Origin of the sequence: Paraburkholderia sp. 32 (genome assembly GCF_050435345.1) — a bacterium.
GTDB classification, from domain to species: domain Bacteria; phylum Pseudomonadota; class Gammaproteobacteria; order Burkholderiales; family Burkholderiaceae; genus Paraburkholderia; species Paraburkholderia tuberum.
In genome coordinates, this window is record NZ_JBNDKD010000001.1 from 2,443,768 (window position 1) to 2,457,776 (window position 14,009).

The window sequence follows — 14,009 nt, forward strand, 5'->3', positions numbered from 1 at the left end:
CTTGCCGGGTGGCAATGCTGGCGGCGGCGCGAGGATGTTCTCGACGACCACGCTACGTGCGGGCAGAGCGCGGAAAGTCGGGAATGCTCAATCGCCCTGACCGTGCGCTGCTAAGCGTTCACTACAAAAAACGCTTAAATCCGCGCTTATGCCACTGAAGAGGTCTGCCGCTCTGCTTCGTCATCGGCATGGGGGCCGCTGCTCGCGCCGCGTCCGGCCGGCTCCTGATGCAGCCGGTTCGCGTGCATCAGCCGGTACAGCGTCGCGCGCGAAATGCCGAGTTCGGCCGCCGCATCGGACAGCTTGTAGCCGTGCCGCAGCAGCGCGTTCTCGATCGCATCCTTTTCGGCCTTGCTGCGGATTTCCGCCAGCGTGACCGCCGGGCCATTGTCAGCTTCGGGCAGGCCGAGGTCGCTCGCGGTGATGAAGCGGCCCTCGCTCATCACGACCGCGCGGCGCACGCAGTTGATCAGCTCGCGCACGTTGCCGGGCCACGGATAGTTCGACATCGCGACGATCGCGTCGCTCGACAGGCCGCGCAGCTTACGCGCGCCGTCCTGCTTGTACATGCTGAGCGCGTAATTGGCGAGTAGCTTGATGTCGCCGCCGCGCTCGCGCAATGGCGGCTCGACGAGGCGCAGCACGCACAGCCGGTGATAGAGGTCGGAACGGAAACGCCCGTCTTCGACGGCGCGCTCCAGATCGACGTGGGTGGCCGAGATCACACGCACGTCGACGCTGATCGGACCGTTGCCGCCAAGCCGCTCGATCGTGCCTTCCTGCAGGAAGCGCAGCAGCACCGCCTGGCATTCGTGCGGCATGTCGCCGATTTCGTCGAGAAACAGCGTGCCTTCATGCGCGCTCTCGATCCGGCCGAGCTTGCGTTGCACCGCGCCGGTAAAAGCGCCGCGCTCGTGGCCGAACAGTTCGGCCTGCAACAGGCTCGGCGGAATCGCCGCGCAATTGATCGCGACGAACGTGCGGCCCGCGCGCGGCGAGCGGTCGTGAATAGCACGAGCGGTCAGCTCCTTGCCGGTGCCCGATTCGCCCGCGATGAACACCGGCGCATCGGTCACGCCGCATTTGTCGATGCGCCGGTAGAGCTGCTGCATCGGCTCGCATTGCCCGACCATGCCGTGGCGGCCGAGCGACGGCTCCGGCGCGACGCGCGGCTGACGCAGGCTCGACAGCCCATGCGCGTGGCCGAGCGCGAACACGAGCCGCTCGTTGAGCCACGGCTGCGTGACGAAGTCGAAGCAGTAATCGAGGATGAAACGGCTGACCAGCTCGTTGTTGGCCTGGCCCGGCACGATCTGCGCGACCCAGTTGGTTTCGACGCGGCGCATGCACAGCGCGAGCGCGGAAAGCTGCTGTGACGTGCAATCTTCGGGCAACTGAACGAGACCGACCTTGATGTTGCCGCGTTCGATCATGCGTTCCGCCACGGCCGTGCTTTTTGCGTGCACGGCTTGCCATCCCGACGCGGCCAGAAACTCGACGAGTATCTGGTCGGGCGCGTTCGCCACGTACAGAACCGTGCGTTCCATATCGGCCGGCGTGCAAGTCGTAGTCATGGTTCCCCCCGTTCGATCCTCAGGACTGCCGTGCGACGTTGTGAGATTCAGGCGGCCAGTTGCTGCACTCCGGCTGCGACGCATTCACGACAGCAGCAATCACGAACAAGGGACACGCTTCAAGCGCGGCGCGAACCGGAACGCGCTGCATGGCGGACCGATTCATGCAATGGCGGCGACCTTGTCGTTCATTGCTGAAACTGCCCGGCGATTTTTTCCCCGAACCGTGAAAACCACTTGAACCGTGGCTTGCCTCGTTGACCTGATAGAAGCGCTCTGATTGGCGCATGGCCTAACGATAAGCGAAAGCGCCTGAAAGCGCCAGACAAAGAAACATGGATGAAGAATGCGGGTTGGATTTTCGGATTAACACGGATCACTAATGAATAAGCGGTCAAGGCCGGTTATGCGCGCAATCGCACATTGCGTAGCAATTGTCCTGGTATTAAGGCGTGACTAAAACGGACGGAGCGCGAGCAGTCGTGTTTCACAGTTGCGACAGATTGGACAGCGCGAGTCGAATGCGCTTTGCCGCGCCGGGTGGGGCGCTTTGCCAGTCGGAAGGAGCGGCGAAGCCGCGTGCGGCCGGCCCCGCGGCCTGTCAGCAGGCTGGCGAGACGGAGCGGGAGGCGCGCTTTGCGGCCAGCGTGCAGCGATTTTGGCGTGTCAGAAACGAATCAATGCGCGCCACGCCAAAAATCGGGCCGGTTCGCACTGCGTCAAAAGCAAACCGATTTCTCGCCAGAGTGAAGCTTTGGCGGGTGCCTTACAAATTCGAATGCGTGTTGGCATAACCATTGCAATAAGATCTGCACAGAAAAATGTTTTGCCGCCAGGTCGACGGTACGGGGAAAACCGGATTAAAAAAGACCGGCGGTAAAAAAGTCACTCGCAGACATGGTCGGGGAAGCCATCAGGTGTTTGCGGGAGCGCGGCGGGGCCTTCTAAATACGTTAGCAAACGGGTGAGTGGCGGACCGGTTTGGCGGCCATTCAAAACCGGACGAAAAAGGGCAACGACTTCGCCGTTTTTCCTTTTCGACTTTTTGTCCTCACGACGCGAAAAGGGTGGCGATAACGACAGGCAACGCGCTGGCAACGTTCGCGAGCGACGCGCCGCAAAGGGAAGGGGCAGCGCCGGATCAGGATCGGCCGGCGCGATGAAGCGGGGAGAGACGCTAGTCTCCACAGAGAGACGAATGTACGAGGTGAACCAGGGGCCGTGTCCGTGGGTTGGCACGGGCACGGCGACCTGGCCCAACGGCCGGGGCGCTGAGACCAGACGGCGTGACCTGGCGCAAATCTGCTCGACATCGGGGGCTGACATGAAACCACAACTGATTCGCAGGCCGGCCGCTTCGGGAGGAACCAGAAGCACTTACCGGCGGTATGTCGCGGCATCGCGCGCGCGCTTTTTCGCGCAGGCGGCGGGCTCGTCGGTCGATCTGCTGACGCTCGTCGTCGCCGAGGCGCTCGAGCGCCGAGCGCAAGCCGAGATCCGCCGCGACCTGCTGCGCGACGCGCTGTACGCCATGCCGGTGCGCGCTGAACGCAGCGCGGCGCAGCGGCGCGACGACGATGAAACCGACGTCTGACGCTTGCCGCTCGTCGGCTCGCAGCGACCGCGCAGGAATTCGATAACACCGTTTGCCGGCTCATGGTTTTCACGGGGGAGCGTCGCGGTAAGGAACTCGCGCCGAAGCCTGCGTCGTCGATCGTGAACAGACGACTGGAATAAAAGCCCGCGCATGACGCGCCAAGCGCCGCAGAGCTGCCATGATCGACATCTTCCTGATTGCCGCGAGCATCGAAAACGCGCAGCGAATCGTCGTGCGGCTCGAAGAGAGCGGCGTGCGTTACCGGCTGCGCACCGCGTTCGGCCCGGCCCGGCAACTGCCGATGCACGCGCGCGTGGTCCGCGGCGCCGACCTGCTGATCGTCGACGACGCCAATCTGAGCGTCCGCGGACTAGACGGCATCGAGGAAACGCTCGCCTGCGCGCCGACGCTCCATTGCATGCTGGTGACGCCGGCGCCGTCCACCGCGCTGATCGGCGCGGCGCTGCGCGTCGGCGTGCGCCAGGTGCTGTCGTGGCCGCTCGATCGTCAGGCCGTCGTCGATGCGTTTGCGCAGATCGAAGCGCGGCGCCGCGAGCCCGAGCGGCGCCACGCGCGCGTGGTCACCCTGGCGTCGAGCAAGGGCGGTAGCGGCACCACGCTGATCGCGGTCAACCTCGCGTGCGCGCTCGCCGCGCGGCGTGAGCGGCGCGTGCTGCTGATCGACCTGAGCCAGCAATTCGCCGACGCGAGCCTGCTGATGGCGAATCGCCCCCCGCCCATGACGCTCGTCGATCTGTGCTCGCGCAACGAGCAACTCGACCCGGCGCTGTTCGACGCGTGCGCGATGCACGTGTGCCCGAACCTGGATCTGCTCGCCGGCGCCGGCGATCCGTTGAAGGCCGCCGAACTGCTGCCCGCTCAGCTGGACCGGATTCTGACGCTGGTGCGCGAGCGCTACGACGCGGTGCTGATCGACGTCGGCCCGAGCCTGAATCCGTCGACGATCCGCGCGCTCGCGCATAGCGACGCGATCTGCATGGTGGTGCGGCAGAACCCGCTGTACCTGCATGGCGCGCGCCGCATGCTCGATATCTTTCGCGAACTGGGGCATCCGTCCAGCAAGGTGCGGGTCGTCGTCAACCAGTACGACAAGGACGCGCAGATCAATCTGCCGATGCTCGAACGCACGCTCGGCGCGAGGGTCGCGCATCAACTGCCGCGCGACGATCAGCACGTCAACGATGCGCTCAGCCGCGGCGTGCCGCTCGTCGCGTGCGCGCGCGACAGCGGGCTCGCGCAAGGTATCGTGCTGCTCGCGAACATGCTGTGGCCCGCGAGTGCGGAGCGCCGCAGGAGCATGCTCGGCAGGTTGCTCGCGACGTGGCCGAATCTGCCGCCGCAATTGAAGCCGGGGGGCTAGGACGACGTCTACTCGCTGCTCTAGCCCGGTCTTCTACTGGTGAACCTCGAGATCCGGAGGATGATTGTCTGCGGCTGGAGTTGGCGCTGCGGGCCAGACTCATCCTGCGCGAAGAGAAGCTGCAGTCCGACGACGAGCGCTATCGCGCATACCGTAGTAAGGTGAGATACAGGGTCATCCCCGGCATAGTCTGTAGGCGTAGAGCCGCGGCCTCAGAGTTTCGAAAGCGTCGGGCAGGCTCGCGCCGTCCGGTCACTCCAGCGAGAAAATCACGTGAGCGCAGCACCGTCCATGCAAAACGCGCAGGGTTTCAGCGACCTCGCGTCGATCCTCTCCAATCCGATTCTGAATACGGATTCGTACAAGGCATCGCACTATCTGCAATATCCGCCCGACGCGACGGCGATGTTCTCGTACATCGAATCGCGCGGCGGACGTTACGGCCGCACGCTGTTCTTCGGCTTGCAGATGCTGCTGAAGGAGTACCTGTGCCGGCCGGTTACCGGCGCGATGATCGACCAGGCGCGGACCTTCTTCAGCGCGCACGGCGAGCCGTTCAACGAGGCGGGCTGGCGCTACGTCGTGCAGCGATACGGCGGCCATCTGCCGGTGCGGATTCGCGCGGCGCCCGAAGGCTCGGTCGTGCCCACGCACAACGTGCTCGTCACCGTCGAATGCGACGATCCGCAGGTGTTCTGGCTCACGTCGTATCTGGAGACGATGCTGATGCGCGTGTGGTATCCGATCACGGTCGCGACGCAAAGCTGGCATCTGCGCCAGACGATCCGCGCGTATCTGCTGAAAAGCAGCGACGATCTCTCGCAGCTACCGTTCAAGCTGCACGATTTCGGCGCGCGCGGCGTGTCGAGCGCGGAGTCGGCGGCGATCGGCGGCGCGGCACATCTCGTCAGCTTCATGGGCTCGGATACGGTGCTCGGCGTGGTTGCGGCGAATCACTACTACCGCGACCGCATGGCCGCGTTCTCGGTGCCGGCGGCCGAGCACAGCACGATCACGTCGTGGGGCCGCGAGCGCGAAGTCGACGCGTATCGCAACATGATCGCCCGCTTCGGCAAGCCGGGCGCGATCGTTTCGGTGGTGTCCGACTCTTACGACCTGTTCGCCGCGCTGAACGCATGGGGCGGCGAGCTGAAGCAGGCCGTGCTCGATTCCGGCGGCATGCTCGTGATTCGCCCGGACTCCGGCGATCCGTGCACGATCGTCCTGCACACGCTGCGCTCGCTGGAGGCTTCGTTCGGGTCGCAGACCAACAGCAAGGGGCGGCGCGTGCTCGACCATGTGCGCGTGATTCAGGGTGACGGCGTGAACCCGGATTCGATCGTCGCGATCCTCGCCGCGATGGACGAGGCCGGCTTCGCCACCGACAACATCGTGTTCGGTATGGGCGGTGCGCTGTTGCAGCAGATCAACCGCGATACGCAGCGCTTCGCGATGAAGTGCTCGGCGATCCGGCTAGGCGACACGTGGCACGATGTGTCGAAGGATCCAGTCACGGATCACGCCAAGCGCTCGATGAAGGGCCGGCTCACCTTGCTGCGCCATCGCCGCACCGGCGAGTACCGGACGGTCACGTTGCCGATCGCGTGGGACGGGAGCACGGTGGAGGGCGAGTGGGACGAAGCGCTCGAGACGGTGTTCGATGCGGGCCGCTTGCTGGTCGATACGTCGCTGGCCGAGATTCGAGGCCGCGCCTATGCGGACGAAGGTTGATCCAGCTTTCTGACGCATCGGCATGGTAACGAGCGGGTGGGTCGTCAGCGCCCAGTGCTGCATGAAGTGCAGACCTACCGCAATATCCGACAGGACGCCGACCCCGGTCAACGTAGCGACGCTGCCGTCAGCGTGAATGTTTACCATCGCGCGCGAAGCGCAGGAACGCCTTGACGGCTGGCGCTCGCTCGTGCCGACGAAACGCGAGCGCGATTTTGGACCCAATCGCCCGACCGGCGATGTCACGGTAGACGACGCCCGGCAGCGCGATGCAATCGGCGAGCGTATGCGGCACGACCGACACACATAACCGCCGAGCGACACGCAGGCGAGCACGGCCGCGAGCGTACCCGGACGCGGCCCGAGCCGAAGTGAGAAGCGCCCGCGCCGCGCGACTTCGAAGGTGCCTTCGCCGCGGGTTTTGCGGCGGCGCTGGGGGTAGCGGCGCTCGTCGCGGCGTCGGTGGCGGCGGTAGTGTGGAAGCTCGCCGGGCGGGCGGAGGTGGTGCGCTTCAAGGGAGCGGTATCGGGAGGGTAAAAGCCGTCGTCGGCTCGCGCCGGCCCCCGTTTCACGCCGTTTTCCGATATCGTGTGCGCCATCCCCGCCGCCTACCGCGCGCGGGCTGTTTTTCCGGAGCGCGGCGCGACGCTGCGCGTGCATGACGCGCTCCCGCAATACACCATACGACATCAATGAGCCATCCCAACACCGAGCTGATCGAACGTTTCTACACCGCCTTCCAGCAACGCGACGCCGAGACCATGGTCGCCTGTTATGCCGACGACGTCGTCTTCAGCGACCCCGCTTTCGGCGAGCTGGTCGGCGACGAAGCGCGCGACATGTGGCGCATGCTCGTCAAGCATGCGCAAGACTTCACGCTGAGCTTCAGCGACATCGAGGCGGACGACCATACCGGCCGCGCGCAGTGGGTGGCGCGCTACCGTTTCGTCCAGACGGGGCGCGACGTCGTGAACCGGATCGAGGCGCGTTTCGTGTTCCGCGATGGGCTCATCGTCGAGCATCGCGACCGCTTCGATTTGTGGCTGTGGATGCGCCAGGCGATGGGCGTGCGCGGCACGCTGTTCGGCTGGTCGCCGTTCGTGCAGCGGATGCTCCGGCAGCAGGCGCGCCGAGGGCTGCTGCACTATCGCGGGCAGTTGACGCGCGACTAGGTGCGTGCGGGCGGCGCGGTGTATTTCTGCTACATGAATGGCCAGCGCCAGCTCGATCCGTCGACTCTGCACGGCGGCGCGCCGGTGCTTGCCGGCGATAAGTGGATCATGACGAAGTGGATGCGCGAGCGCGCGTACGGCTGAGGCTGGGTCACATCAGTGGGAGGCGTGCCGAGGCGGGGCCTATTCGGCCACTTTGTAAACATCCGGTCGATGCAGCTCCATATACCGCTCGGGGTTCTCGAGCGACGTGAACCCATGCGGCGCATAGACGTGATGCGCGTCGGTCGTGACCAACATGATTCTGCGCAGCGTGACGAGCGAAGGGCTCGCAAAGATATGTTTCATCAACGCCGACGCATAGCCCTGGCCGCGATACGCGGGCAGCACGAACACGTCGCATAGGTAGGCGAAGGTCGCCTCGTCGGTGACGAGGCGCGCGAACGCCATCTGCTTGCCGTCGACAAACCCGCCGAAGCACAGCGACCCGGCGACGGCGCGCTTGAAGGTCGCGCGTGGCATGCCTCGCGCCCACGGCGTTTCCTGCGACAGGAATGTGTAGACGAGGTCGAGGTCGAGATCGTCGATGCGGCTGAAAATCGTCAGTTCGCCTGCTTGCACGGCACGTCTCCTTTTGATCGCGCTGCGCTTGCGCGTCCCATAGGGTCTGTTCACGCTAATAACGGGCCCTTCTGGCGGCCAGCCCCTTGAAGGTTTTTTAAAACAGGGGAACGTGCCTTTCCGCCCGTATTGCGGCGTCGGTCGTCGCTTGTTTGGCTCGGCCAAACGGCGCTCCTCTCTCCTTGCACTACGCGCGCAAAGGCACGTTCGCAAGCCCGTTATTAGCGTGAACAGACCCTAGCTCTTCGCCGGAGTTTCGCCGCCGCGCGAACCCCCACCGATACTCTGCCCGGCATTGCGGGCGAGCCGCATATATCCAAGCACGGACAGCAGCGTCAGCACGCCCGCGAACAGGAACGCGAGGCGGAAATCGTCGAGCGTGAACACGTGGCCGGTCGTCTCGCCGTTGAACAGCGCCGCGACGCGCAGCGACACCGCGCCGAACGCGATGCCGAGACCGATCGTCATCTGCGCGGCCGCGCTCCACAGCGTACTCGCCGCGCTCATCTGCGGCTGCGGGATGTCGGCATAGGCGAGCGTCGCGAGCGTCGAGAACTGCATCGAGCGCGCGACGCCGTACACGAACACGACGATCAGCACGAACACGAGCGGCACGTCCGGCGTCAGCAGTCCGCACGCGATGATGAAAATGCCGGCCACCGCCACGTCGACGATCGACACCATCCGGAAGCCATAGCGCTGCAGGATGCGCGTGGTCAGCGCCTTCATGCCGAGATTGCCGAGCGCGCTCGCGAGCAGCAGCAGCCCCGAGCGGAACGCCGACAGCCCGAAACCGACCTGGAACAGCAGCGGCATCAGATAGGGCACCGCGCCGATGCCAATGCGCGTGAACGAACCGGTGATGACCGTCACGGAAAACGTCGGCACCTTCAGCGTCGATACGTCGACGAGCGGATACGAATGACGCTTCGCATGCTGGAACGCGAGCGCGCCGACCAGCAGGCCGCCCGCCACGATCGAGACCGCGAGCCACGGATTGGTGGCCGGCTGGCTCGCGAGTTCCGCGCCGTACAGAATCGCGGTCAGCGCGACGCCGCTCAGCAGCAGGCCGACGACGTCGAGCGGCTTGCGTTCGGTGCCGCGCAGGTTCGGCACGATGGCGAGCGCGATGGCAATCGCCGCGAGGCCGAACGGCACGTTCAGCAGGAAGATCCAGCGCCACGACGCGTAGGTCGTGATGAAGCCGCCGATCGGCGGGCCGACCACCGGCGCCGCGATGGCCGGCCATGTGATCGTCGAGATCGCCTGCATCATGCGAGCTTTCTCGGTGCTGCGGACCACGATGAGACGGCCGACCGGCACCATCATCGCGCCGCCGATGCCTTGCAGCAGCCGCGCGGCCGTGAACTCGGGCACGTTCTGCGACAGTCCGCACAGCACCGACGCGACCGTGAACACGCCGATCGCGCTGACGAACACAGTGCGCGCGCCGCAGCGGTCGGCGACCCAGCCGCTCGCCGGGATGAAGATCGCGAGCGCGAGCATGTAGGCGGTCATGCCGAGACTCAGGCTGTTCGGGCCGACGCCGAACGAACGCGCCATCTGCGGCAGCGCGGTGGCGATCACCGTGGTGTCGAGGTACTCCATGAAGAAGGTAGCCGCGACGATGTACGGCAGCCAGCCGACGTGCGCGGTGCGGGTGCCGCTGCAGCTCATCGGGCGAGCTCCCGTGCTGCGCGCGTGCGCGCTGAAAGACAATTGACGAGCCCGCGCGGGGCGCGTGAAGAGTTTGACTTCATGGTGCTTGCGACTACCTTTCGTTTGCGTTTTCGTGCTTCTGCCGGCAGCCGGGAGAACGGCCCCGCGGACGAGGCCGGCGCCGCGAACATCAGCTTGCCTGATTGCCAGCCCTGAATCCTAACGCAATAAAGGGTCCCATATCGCGCAGGCATGCAGCGCGTCGCACCGCCGCGCCGCCGCCCGAGCGTCAGTCCTTCCCCGCGTACTCCTTGTCCAGCCGGTCATACAGCGGCTTGTTGACGAGCCGCTGGCGCTCGCTGAACGGCGCGACGATCGCCGCGTCCTCGTCGAGGCGGCCGTTGCTTTGCAACGTGCCGAGCGCGCGCTGCATGCCGAGCACCGCGCCCTGCAGCGCCGCATTCGCGTACAGCACGATGCCGTAGCCGAGCTTCGCGAGCGCGTCGCGCGACTGCACCGGCGTCTTGCCGCCGATCACGATGTTGATCAGCTGCGGCACATTGAACAGCCCCGGCAGACGCTCGATGTCGGCGAGCGATTCGGTCGCCTCGATGAACAGGATGTCGGCGCCCGCCTCGATGAAGCGATGACCGCGCTCGATCGCGTCCTCGATGCCGTGGACCGCGGCCGCGTCCGTGCGCGCCATGATCTGCAGGTTCGCGTCTTCGCGCGCGTCGACAGCCGCGCGGATCTTGCCGACCATCTCGCTCGCCGCGACGACTTCCTTGCCCGAGAAGTGGCCGCATTTTTTCGGCATCACCTGATCTTCGAACTGGATCACGTCGGCGCCGCTGCGCTCGAGCACGCGCACGGTCTGGCGCACGTTCAGCGCGTTGCCGAAGCCGGTGTCGGCATCGACGATCAGCGGCAGCGCGACCGCGTCGCGGATGCGCGCGGTGTGCTCTGCGACTTCGGCAAGGCCGATGAAGCCCAGGTCGGGTAGACCGAGCGACATGTTGGTGACGCCCGCGCCGGTGATGTAGACCGCCTCGAAGCCGGCGTCCTCGATCACGCGCGCGCTCATCGCGTTGAACGCGCCGGGCACGAGCAGGCCCTGACGCTGATTGACCTTGGCGCGGAACGCGGCGCGGCGGGTGGCGGAAGTGGTGGTCATGATGCAGGTCTCCAGAAGGGAAATCGGTAAGGGAACGCGGCCGACATTCTGCAGGAAGCGTGCCATTGAACGGCATTGAACGGCAGTTCGCCGGTCGTGCCGCTGGAACAAGGGTTTGCGCGATATGACCTCCTGCCTGGACGTTCATGGCACAATCGGTGAAACGTTTCATGAAACGTTTCGAGGAACGTTTCAATCAAGGAGAGCCGCGTGTCCACGTTCACCCCATTTGTCGCGAATCCTGGCTCCGCCGTCGATGCCGGGCGGCCCGGTGTCGCACTCGTCAGTATCAGCCGACTGCAGTCGCTTTGCGAGGCGGTGGCGCCGCGCTACGCGGGCCGGGCGAAGTTCTTCTCGGTGCGGGAGGGCTACGGCGCGGCCGTCGCCGCGCTGCAGGCTTACGTGGACGCAGGTTCGGTCGACGTCGTACTGTCCGCCGGCTCGAACGGCGCATACCTGCGCGAGAACCTCAGCGTGCCGGTGGTAATGGTCAAGGTGAATGGCTTCGACGTGTTGAGCGCGATCACGCGCGCGACCGCCACATGGCCGCAGGCGCGCATCGGGCTCGTGCTGCACGAAGCAATCGCGCAGGAGCTGGCCGACCTGAGCCCGCTCTTGAACGTCGATCTGCGGCAGCGCGCGTATCGGTCGCTCGACGAAGTGCGGCTCGCAGTCGATGAACTCGCCGTGCAGGGCTGCCGCGTGGTGGTCGGCGCTGGCATGGCCTGCGATCTGGCGCAGGAGGCCGGCATGGAAAGCGTGTTCCTGTATTCGCTTGCCGCGGTCGAGGAAGCGTTCGAGCGCTCGGTCGAACTGGCGCGGGTGAGCCGCCAGAAGGAATCGAAGCGGGTGCGCCTGAACACGATCGTCGCGCATCTGCGCGACGGCGTCGCCGCGTTCGACGAAGCCGCCCAGCTCGAAGCCGTCAACCCGGCAATGCTCGAACTGCTCGGTCTAGGCGCCGCGCAGGCGGTCCCAAACGACGACGAGGACACCCCCGCACGAGTCGCGCGCGCGCTCGCGCCGCTGCTGCGCGAGACGCGCGCCGCCGACCAGCCGGTCGACGAACGCATCGAACAGATCGGCGGCCGCGCACTGATCGTCGGCTGTGTGCCGATCGTCGAGCAGGGCGCACGCGCCGGTTTCGTCGTGACGGCGCAGGACGCGCTCGTTGCGCAGCGGATCGACCGTTCCCTGCGCACCAGCCAGCGGCCGAGGCATCTGGTCGCGCGGCACCGGCTCGACGATCTGATCGGCGCTTCGGCGGCGCTCGAGCGCGTGCGCCGGCTCGCGCGCGCCGGCGCCGCGCACGACGCGACCGTGCTCCTGAGCGGCGAAAGCGGCACCGGCAAGGAACTGGTCGCACAGGGCATCCACAACGCGAGCCGGCGGCGCGGCAATCCGTTCGTCGCGTTCAACTGCGCGGCGGTGCCCGAGGGGCTGATCGAAAGCGAACTGTTCGGACACGAGGAAGGGGCGTTCACGGGTGCGCGGCGCGGCGGCAAGCCGGGGTTGTTTGAAATCGCGCACACCGGCACTATTTTTCTCGATGAGATCGGCGAAATGCCGGCCGCGCTGCAAAGCCGGCTATTGCGCGTGCTGCAGGAGCGCGAGGTGATGAAGCTCGGCGCCGGCCGCGCGACGCCGGTCGACGTGAGGGTGATCGCCGCGACGCACCGCGATCTGCACGCGCTCGTCGAGGAGGGCGCGTTTCGCGCGGACCTGTATTTCAGATTAAATCTGCTTCAGATAAAATTGCCGCCGCTGCGCGAACGCCGTGCCGACATCGCGCCGCTGGCGCGGCATCTGCTGGAGCGCGGCGCGCTGCAGTACGGCTTGTCGGCGGCGGGGCTCGAGCGGGTGCTCGTGTTTCTCGCCCCGCTTTTTGCGGATTACGCGTGGCCCGGTAACGTCCGTGAACTGGAAAATCTCCTGGCCCGCGCGGCGATTTATATCGGTGAGCCAATCAACGAGATGTCTGGGAACTTGACTGCCGACGCCTTGCCAGACCGGCAGGCCGTGTTTCCCGAGTTCTTCCGGATCAGGGCGGTCGAGGTCGAGCAGATCACACAGGCGCCTCCGGGCCCTGCGCCCGGCAGTACGGCGCCCCGCGCTACCCCCAGCCGTGAGGCTGCGCTGCGCGCTCTCGAACAATCGGGCGGCAATCGCGCCGCCGCGAGCCGAGCGCTCGGCATCGGCAGAACCACGCTGTGGCGGCTTCTGAAGGGCTGAAACGCCCGGCAAATCGTCCGATAGTTTCAACCGACGACATGAATAGTGTGGGACTATCGAACTCATTAACACAATCCACTTTACCTATTAAGCGCAGTCTGACATACTGGCTCCACTTTCCAACCCCCTCAAAGAGAGGATTTAGCAAATGCCGATCATCAACAGTCAAGTCAAACCGTTCAAAGCACAGGCTTTTCACAACGGCGATTTCCAGACCGTCACTGAAGAAAGCCTGAAGGGCAAGTGGTCGGTTTTCGTGTTCTACCCGGCCGACTTCACGTTCGTGTGCCCGACCGAACTCGGTGACCTGGCCGATCGTTATGAAGATTTCAAGAAGCTGGGCGTGGAAATCTACAGCGTGTCGACCGATACGCACTTCACGCACAAGGCCTGGCACGACACGTCGGATACGATCCGCAAGATCAAGTACCCGATGCTGGCTGACCCGACGCTCGCTATCTCGCGCAACTTCGACGTGCTGATCGAAGAAGAAGGCCTCGCGCTGCGTGGCACGTTCGTGATCAACCCGGAAGGCGAGATCAAGCTGTGCGAAATCCACGACAACGGCATCGGCCGTGACGCTGGCGAACTGCTGCGCAAGGTTCAGGCCGCTCAGTACATCGCCAAGCACCCGGGCGAAGTGTGCCCCGCCAAGTGGACGCCGGGCGCGCAAACGCTGACCCCGTCGCTCGACCTGATCGGCAAGATCTAAGGTCCGCGCAACTCACGCTGCACCCGCAGTCTGCATCTGCCGGGATCTTCCCGGCGCTTCACCGCGCGAATCGCCTGATACGGCGCTTCGTGCGTCCCCGGGCCCAACACGTCCTATCCGGATGCGTGCGGCGCCGGGACACCCACACCCCTCGTC

At 65.5% G+C, this 14,009-nt stretch carries 11 protein-coding genes and 2 pseudogenes; 7 read left to right on the forward strand and 6 right to left on the reverse strand.

Going from position 1 to position 14,009, the window contains the following annotated elements; all coding sequences use genetic code 11:
- Positions 1 to 146: 146 nt before the first annotated feature.
- Positions 147 to 1,574, reverse strand: coding sequence for a sigma 54-interacting transcriptional regulator (locus tag OKW26_RS11425; protein WP_429353661.1), 1,428 nt, complete (start codon positions 1,572 to 1,574; stop codon positions 147 to 149).
- Between the two features lie 19 nt (positions 1,575 to 1,593).
- A complete protein-coding gene (locus OKW26_RS11430; protein ID WP_143037282.1) occupies positions 1,594 to 1,863 on the reverse strand; it encodes a hypothetical protein in 270 nt (89 codons plus the stop codon).
- A gap of 1,035 nt (positions 1,864 to 2,898) precedes the next feature.
- Between OKW26_RS11430 and OKW26_RS11435 the strand changes: the two genes are divergently transcribed.
- From OKW26_RS11435 to OKW26_RS11445, 3 genes are all read left to right on the forward strand, one after another.
- On the forward strand, positions 2,899 to 3,168 hold the full coding sequence (locus OKW26_RS11435) for a hypothetical protein (RefSeq protein WP_184059979.1): 270 nt from the start codon (positions 2,899 to 2,901) through the stop codon (positions 3,166 to 3,168).
- Positions 3,169 to 3,349: 181 nt separating this feature from the next.
- Positions 3,350 to 4,552, forward strand: a complete 1,203-nt coding sequence (locus OKW26_RS11440) for an AAA family ATPase (protein WP_429353662.1) — start codon at positions 3,350 to 3,352, stop codon at positions 4,550 to 4,552.
- Between the two features lie 291 nt (positions 4,553 to 4,843).
- The gene (locus OKW26_RS11445; RefSeq protein WP_429353663.1) at positions 4,844 to 6,283 is read left to right on the forward strand and encodes a nicotinate phosphoribosyltransferase; all 1,440 of its coding nucleotides are present in this window, start codon (positions 4,844 to 4,846) and stop codon (positions 6,281 to 6,283) included.
- 127 nt (positions 6,284 to 6,410) lie between these two features.
- Here OKW26_RS11445 and OKW26_RS11450 read toward each other — a convergent pair.
- Positions 6,411 to 6,691: pseudogene (locus OKW26_RS11450) on the reverse strand (LysR substrate-binding domain-containing protein); the annotation flags it as partial.
- A gap of 284 nt (positions 6,692 to 6,975) precedes the next feature.
- Between OKW26_RS11450 and OKW26_RS11455 the strand changes: the two are divergent.
- Entirely contained in the window at positions 6,976 to 7,455 is a 480-nt protein-coding gene (locus tag OKW26_RS11455; RefSeq protein ID WP_090809781.1) for a nuclear transport factor 2 family protein, read from the forward strand.
- Between the two features lie 3 nt (positions 7,456 to 7,458).
- Positions 7,459 to 7,599, forward strand: a pseudogene (locus OKW26_RS11460) (2-oxoglutarate-dependent dioxygenase); the annotation flags it as partial.
- Between the two features lie 39 nt (positions 7,600 to 7,638).
- Here the strand turns inward: OKW26_RS11460 and OKW26_RS11465 are convergent.
- The 3 genes from OKW26_RS11465 to OKW26_RS11475 all read right to left on the reverse strand — a co-directional run bounded on the left by OKW26_RS11465 (position 7,639) and on the right by OKW26_RS11475 (position 10,909).
- Positions 7,639 to 8,076, reverse strand: a complete 438-nt coding sequence (locus OKW26_RS11465; RefSeq protein ID WP_429353664.1) for a GNAT family N-acetyltransferase — start codon at positions 8,074 to 8,076, stop codon at positions 7,639 to 7,641.
- A gap of 237 nt (positions 8,077 to 8,313) precedes the next feature.
- Positions 8,314 to 9,753: an MFS transporter gene (locus OKW26_RS11470; RefSeq protein ID WP_184059988.1), complete on the reverse strand. Its 1,440-nt coding sequence runs from the start codon at positions 9,751 to 9,753 to the stop codon at positions 8,314 to 8,316.
- A 271-nt stretch (positions 9,754 to 10,024) separates the two neighbouring features.
- Positions 10,025 to 10,909 carry an isocitrate lyase/PEP mutase family protein gene (locus OKW26_RS11475; protein WP_429353665.1) on the reverse strand — a complete coding sequence of 295 codons (885 nt, stop codon included), beginning with the start codon at positions 10,907 to 10,909 and terminating at the stop codon, positions 10,025 to 10,027.
- 210 nt (positions 10,910 to 11,119) lie between these two features.
- On the opposite strand from OKW26_RS11475, the gene prpR reads away from it, so the two are divergent.
- Positions 11,120 to 13,141, forward strand: coding sequence for a propionate catabolism operon regulatory protein PrpR (gene prpR, locus OKW26_RS11480; RefSeq protein WP_429353666.1), 2,022 nt, complete (start codon positions 11,120 to 11,122; stop codon positions 13,139 to 13,141).
- Between the two features lie 148 nt (positions 13,142 to 13,289).
- Positions 13,290 to 13,853, forward strand: a complete 564-nt coding sequence (gene ahpC, locus OKW26_RS11485) for an alkyl hydroperoxide reductase subunit C (RefSeq protein WP_090809789.1) — start codon at positions 13,290 to 13,292, stop codon at positions 13,851 to 13,853.
- The last annotated feature ends 156 nt before the right edge of the window (positions 13,854 to 14,009 follow it).

Coding starts and splice junctions, on each gene's coding strand:
- OKW26_RS11445 (WP_429353663.1), top strand. CDS start 4,844: ATGCAAAACGCGCAGGGTTTCAGCGACCTCGCGTCGATCCTCTCCAAT.
- OKW26_RS11455 (WP_090809781.1), top strand. CDS start 6,976: ATGAGCCATCCCAACACCGAGCTGATCGAACGTTTCTACACCGCCTTC.
- ahpC (WP_090809789.1), top strand. CDS start 13,290: ATGCCGATCATCAACAGTCAAGTCAAACCGTTCAAAGCACAGGCTTTT.
- OKW26_RS11470 (WP_184059988.1), bottom strand. CDS start 9,753: ATGAGCTGCAGCGGCACCCGCACCGCGCACGTCGGCTGGCTGCCGTAC.
- OKW26_RS11425 (WP_429353661.1), bottom strand. CDS start 1,574: ATGACTACGACTTGCACGCCGGCCGATATGGAACGCACGGTTCTGTAC.
- OKW26_RS11440 (WP_429353662.1), top strand. CDS start 3,350: ATGATCGACATCTTCCTGATTGCCGCGAGCATCGAAAACGCGCAGCGA.
- OKW26_RS11475 (WP_429353665.1), bottom strand. CDS start 10,909: ATGACCACCACTTCCGCCACCCGCCGCGCCGCGTTCCGCGCCAAGGTC.
- OKW26_RS11435 (WP_184059979.1), top strand. CDS start 2,899: ATGAAACCACAACTGATTCGCAGGCCGGCCGCTTCGGGAGGAACCAGA.
- OKW26_RS11430 (WP_143037282.1), bottom strand. CDS start 1,863: ATGCGCCAATCAGAGCGCTTCTATCAGGTCAACGAGGCAAGCCACGGT.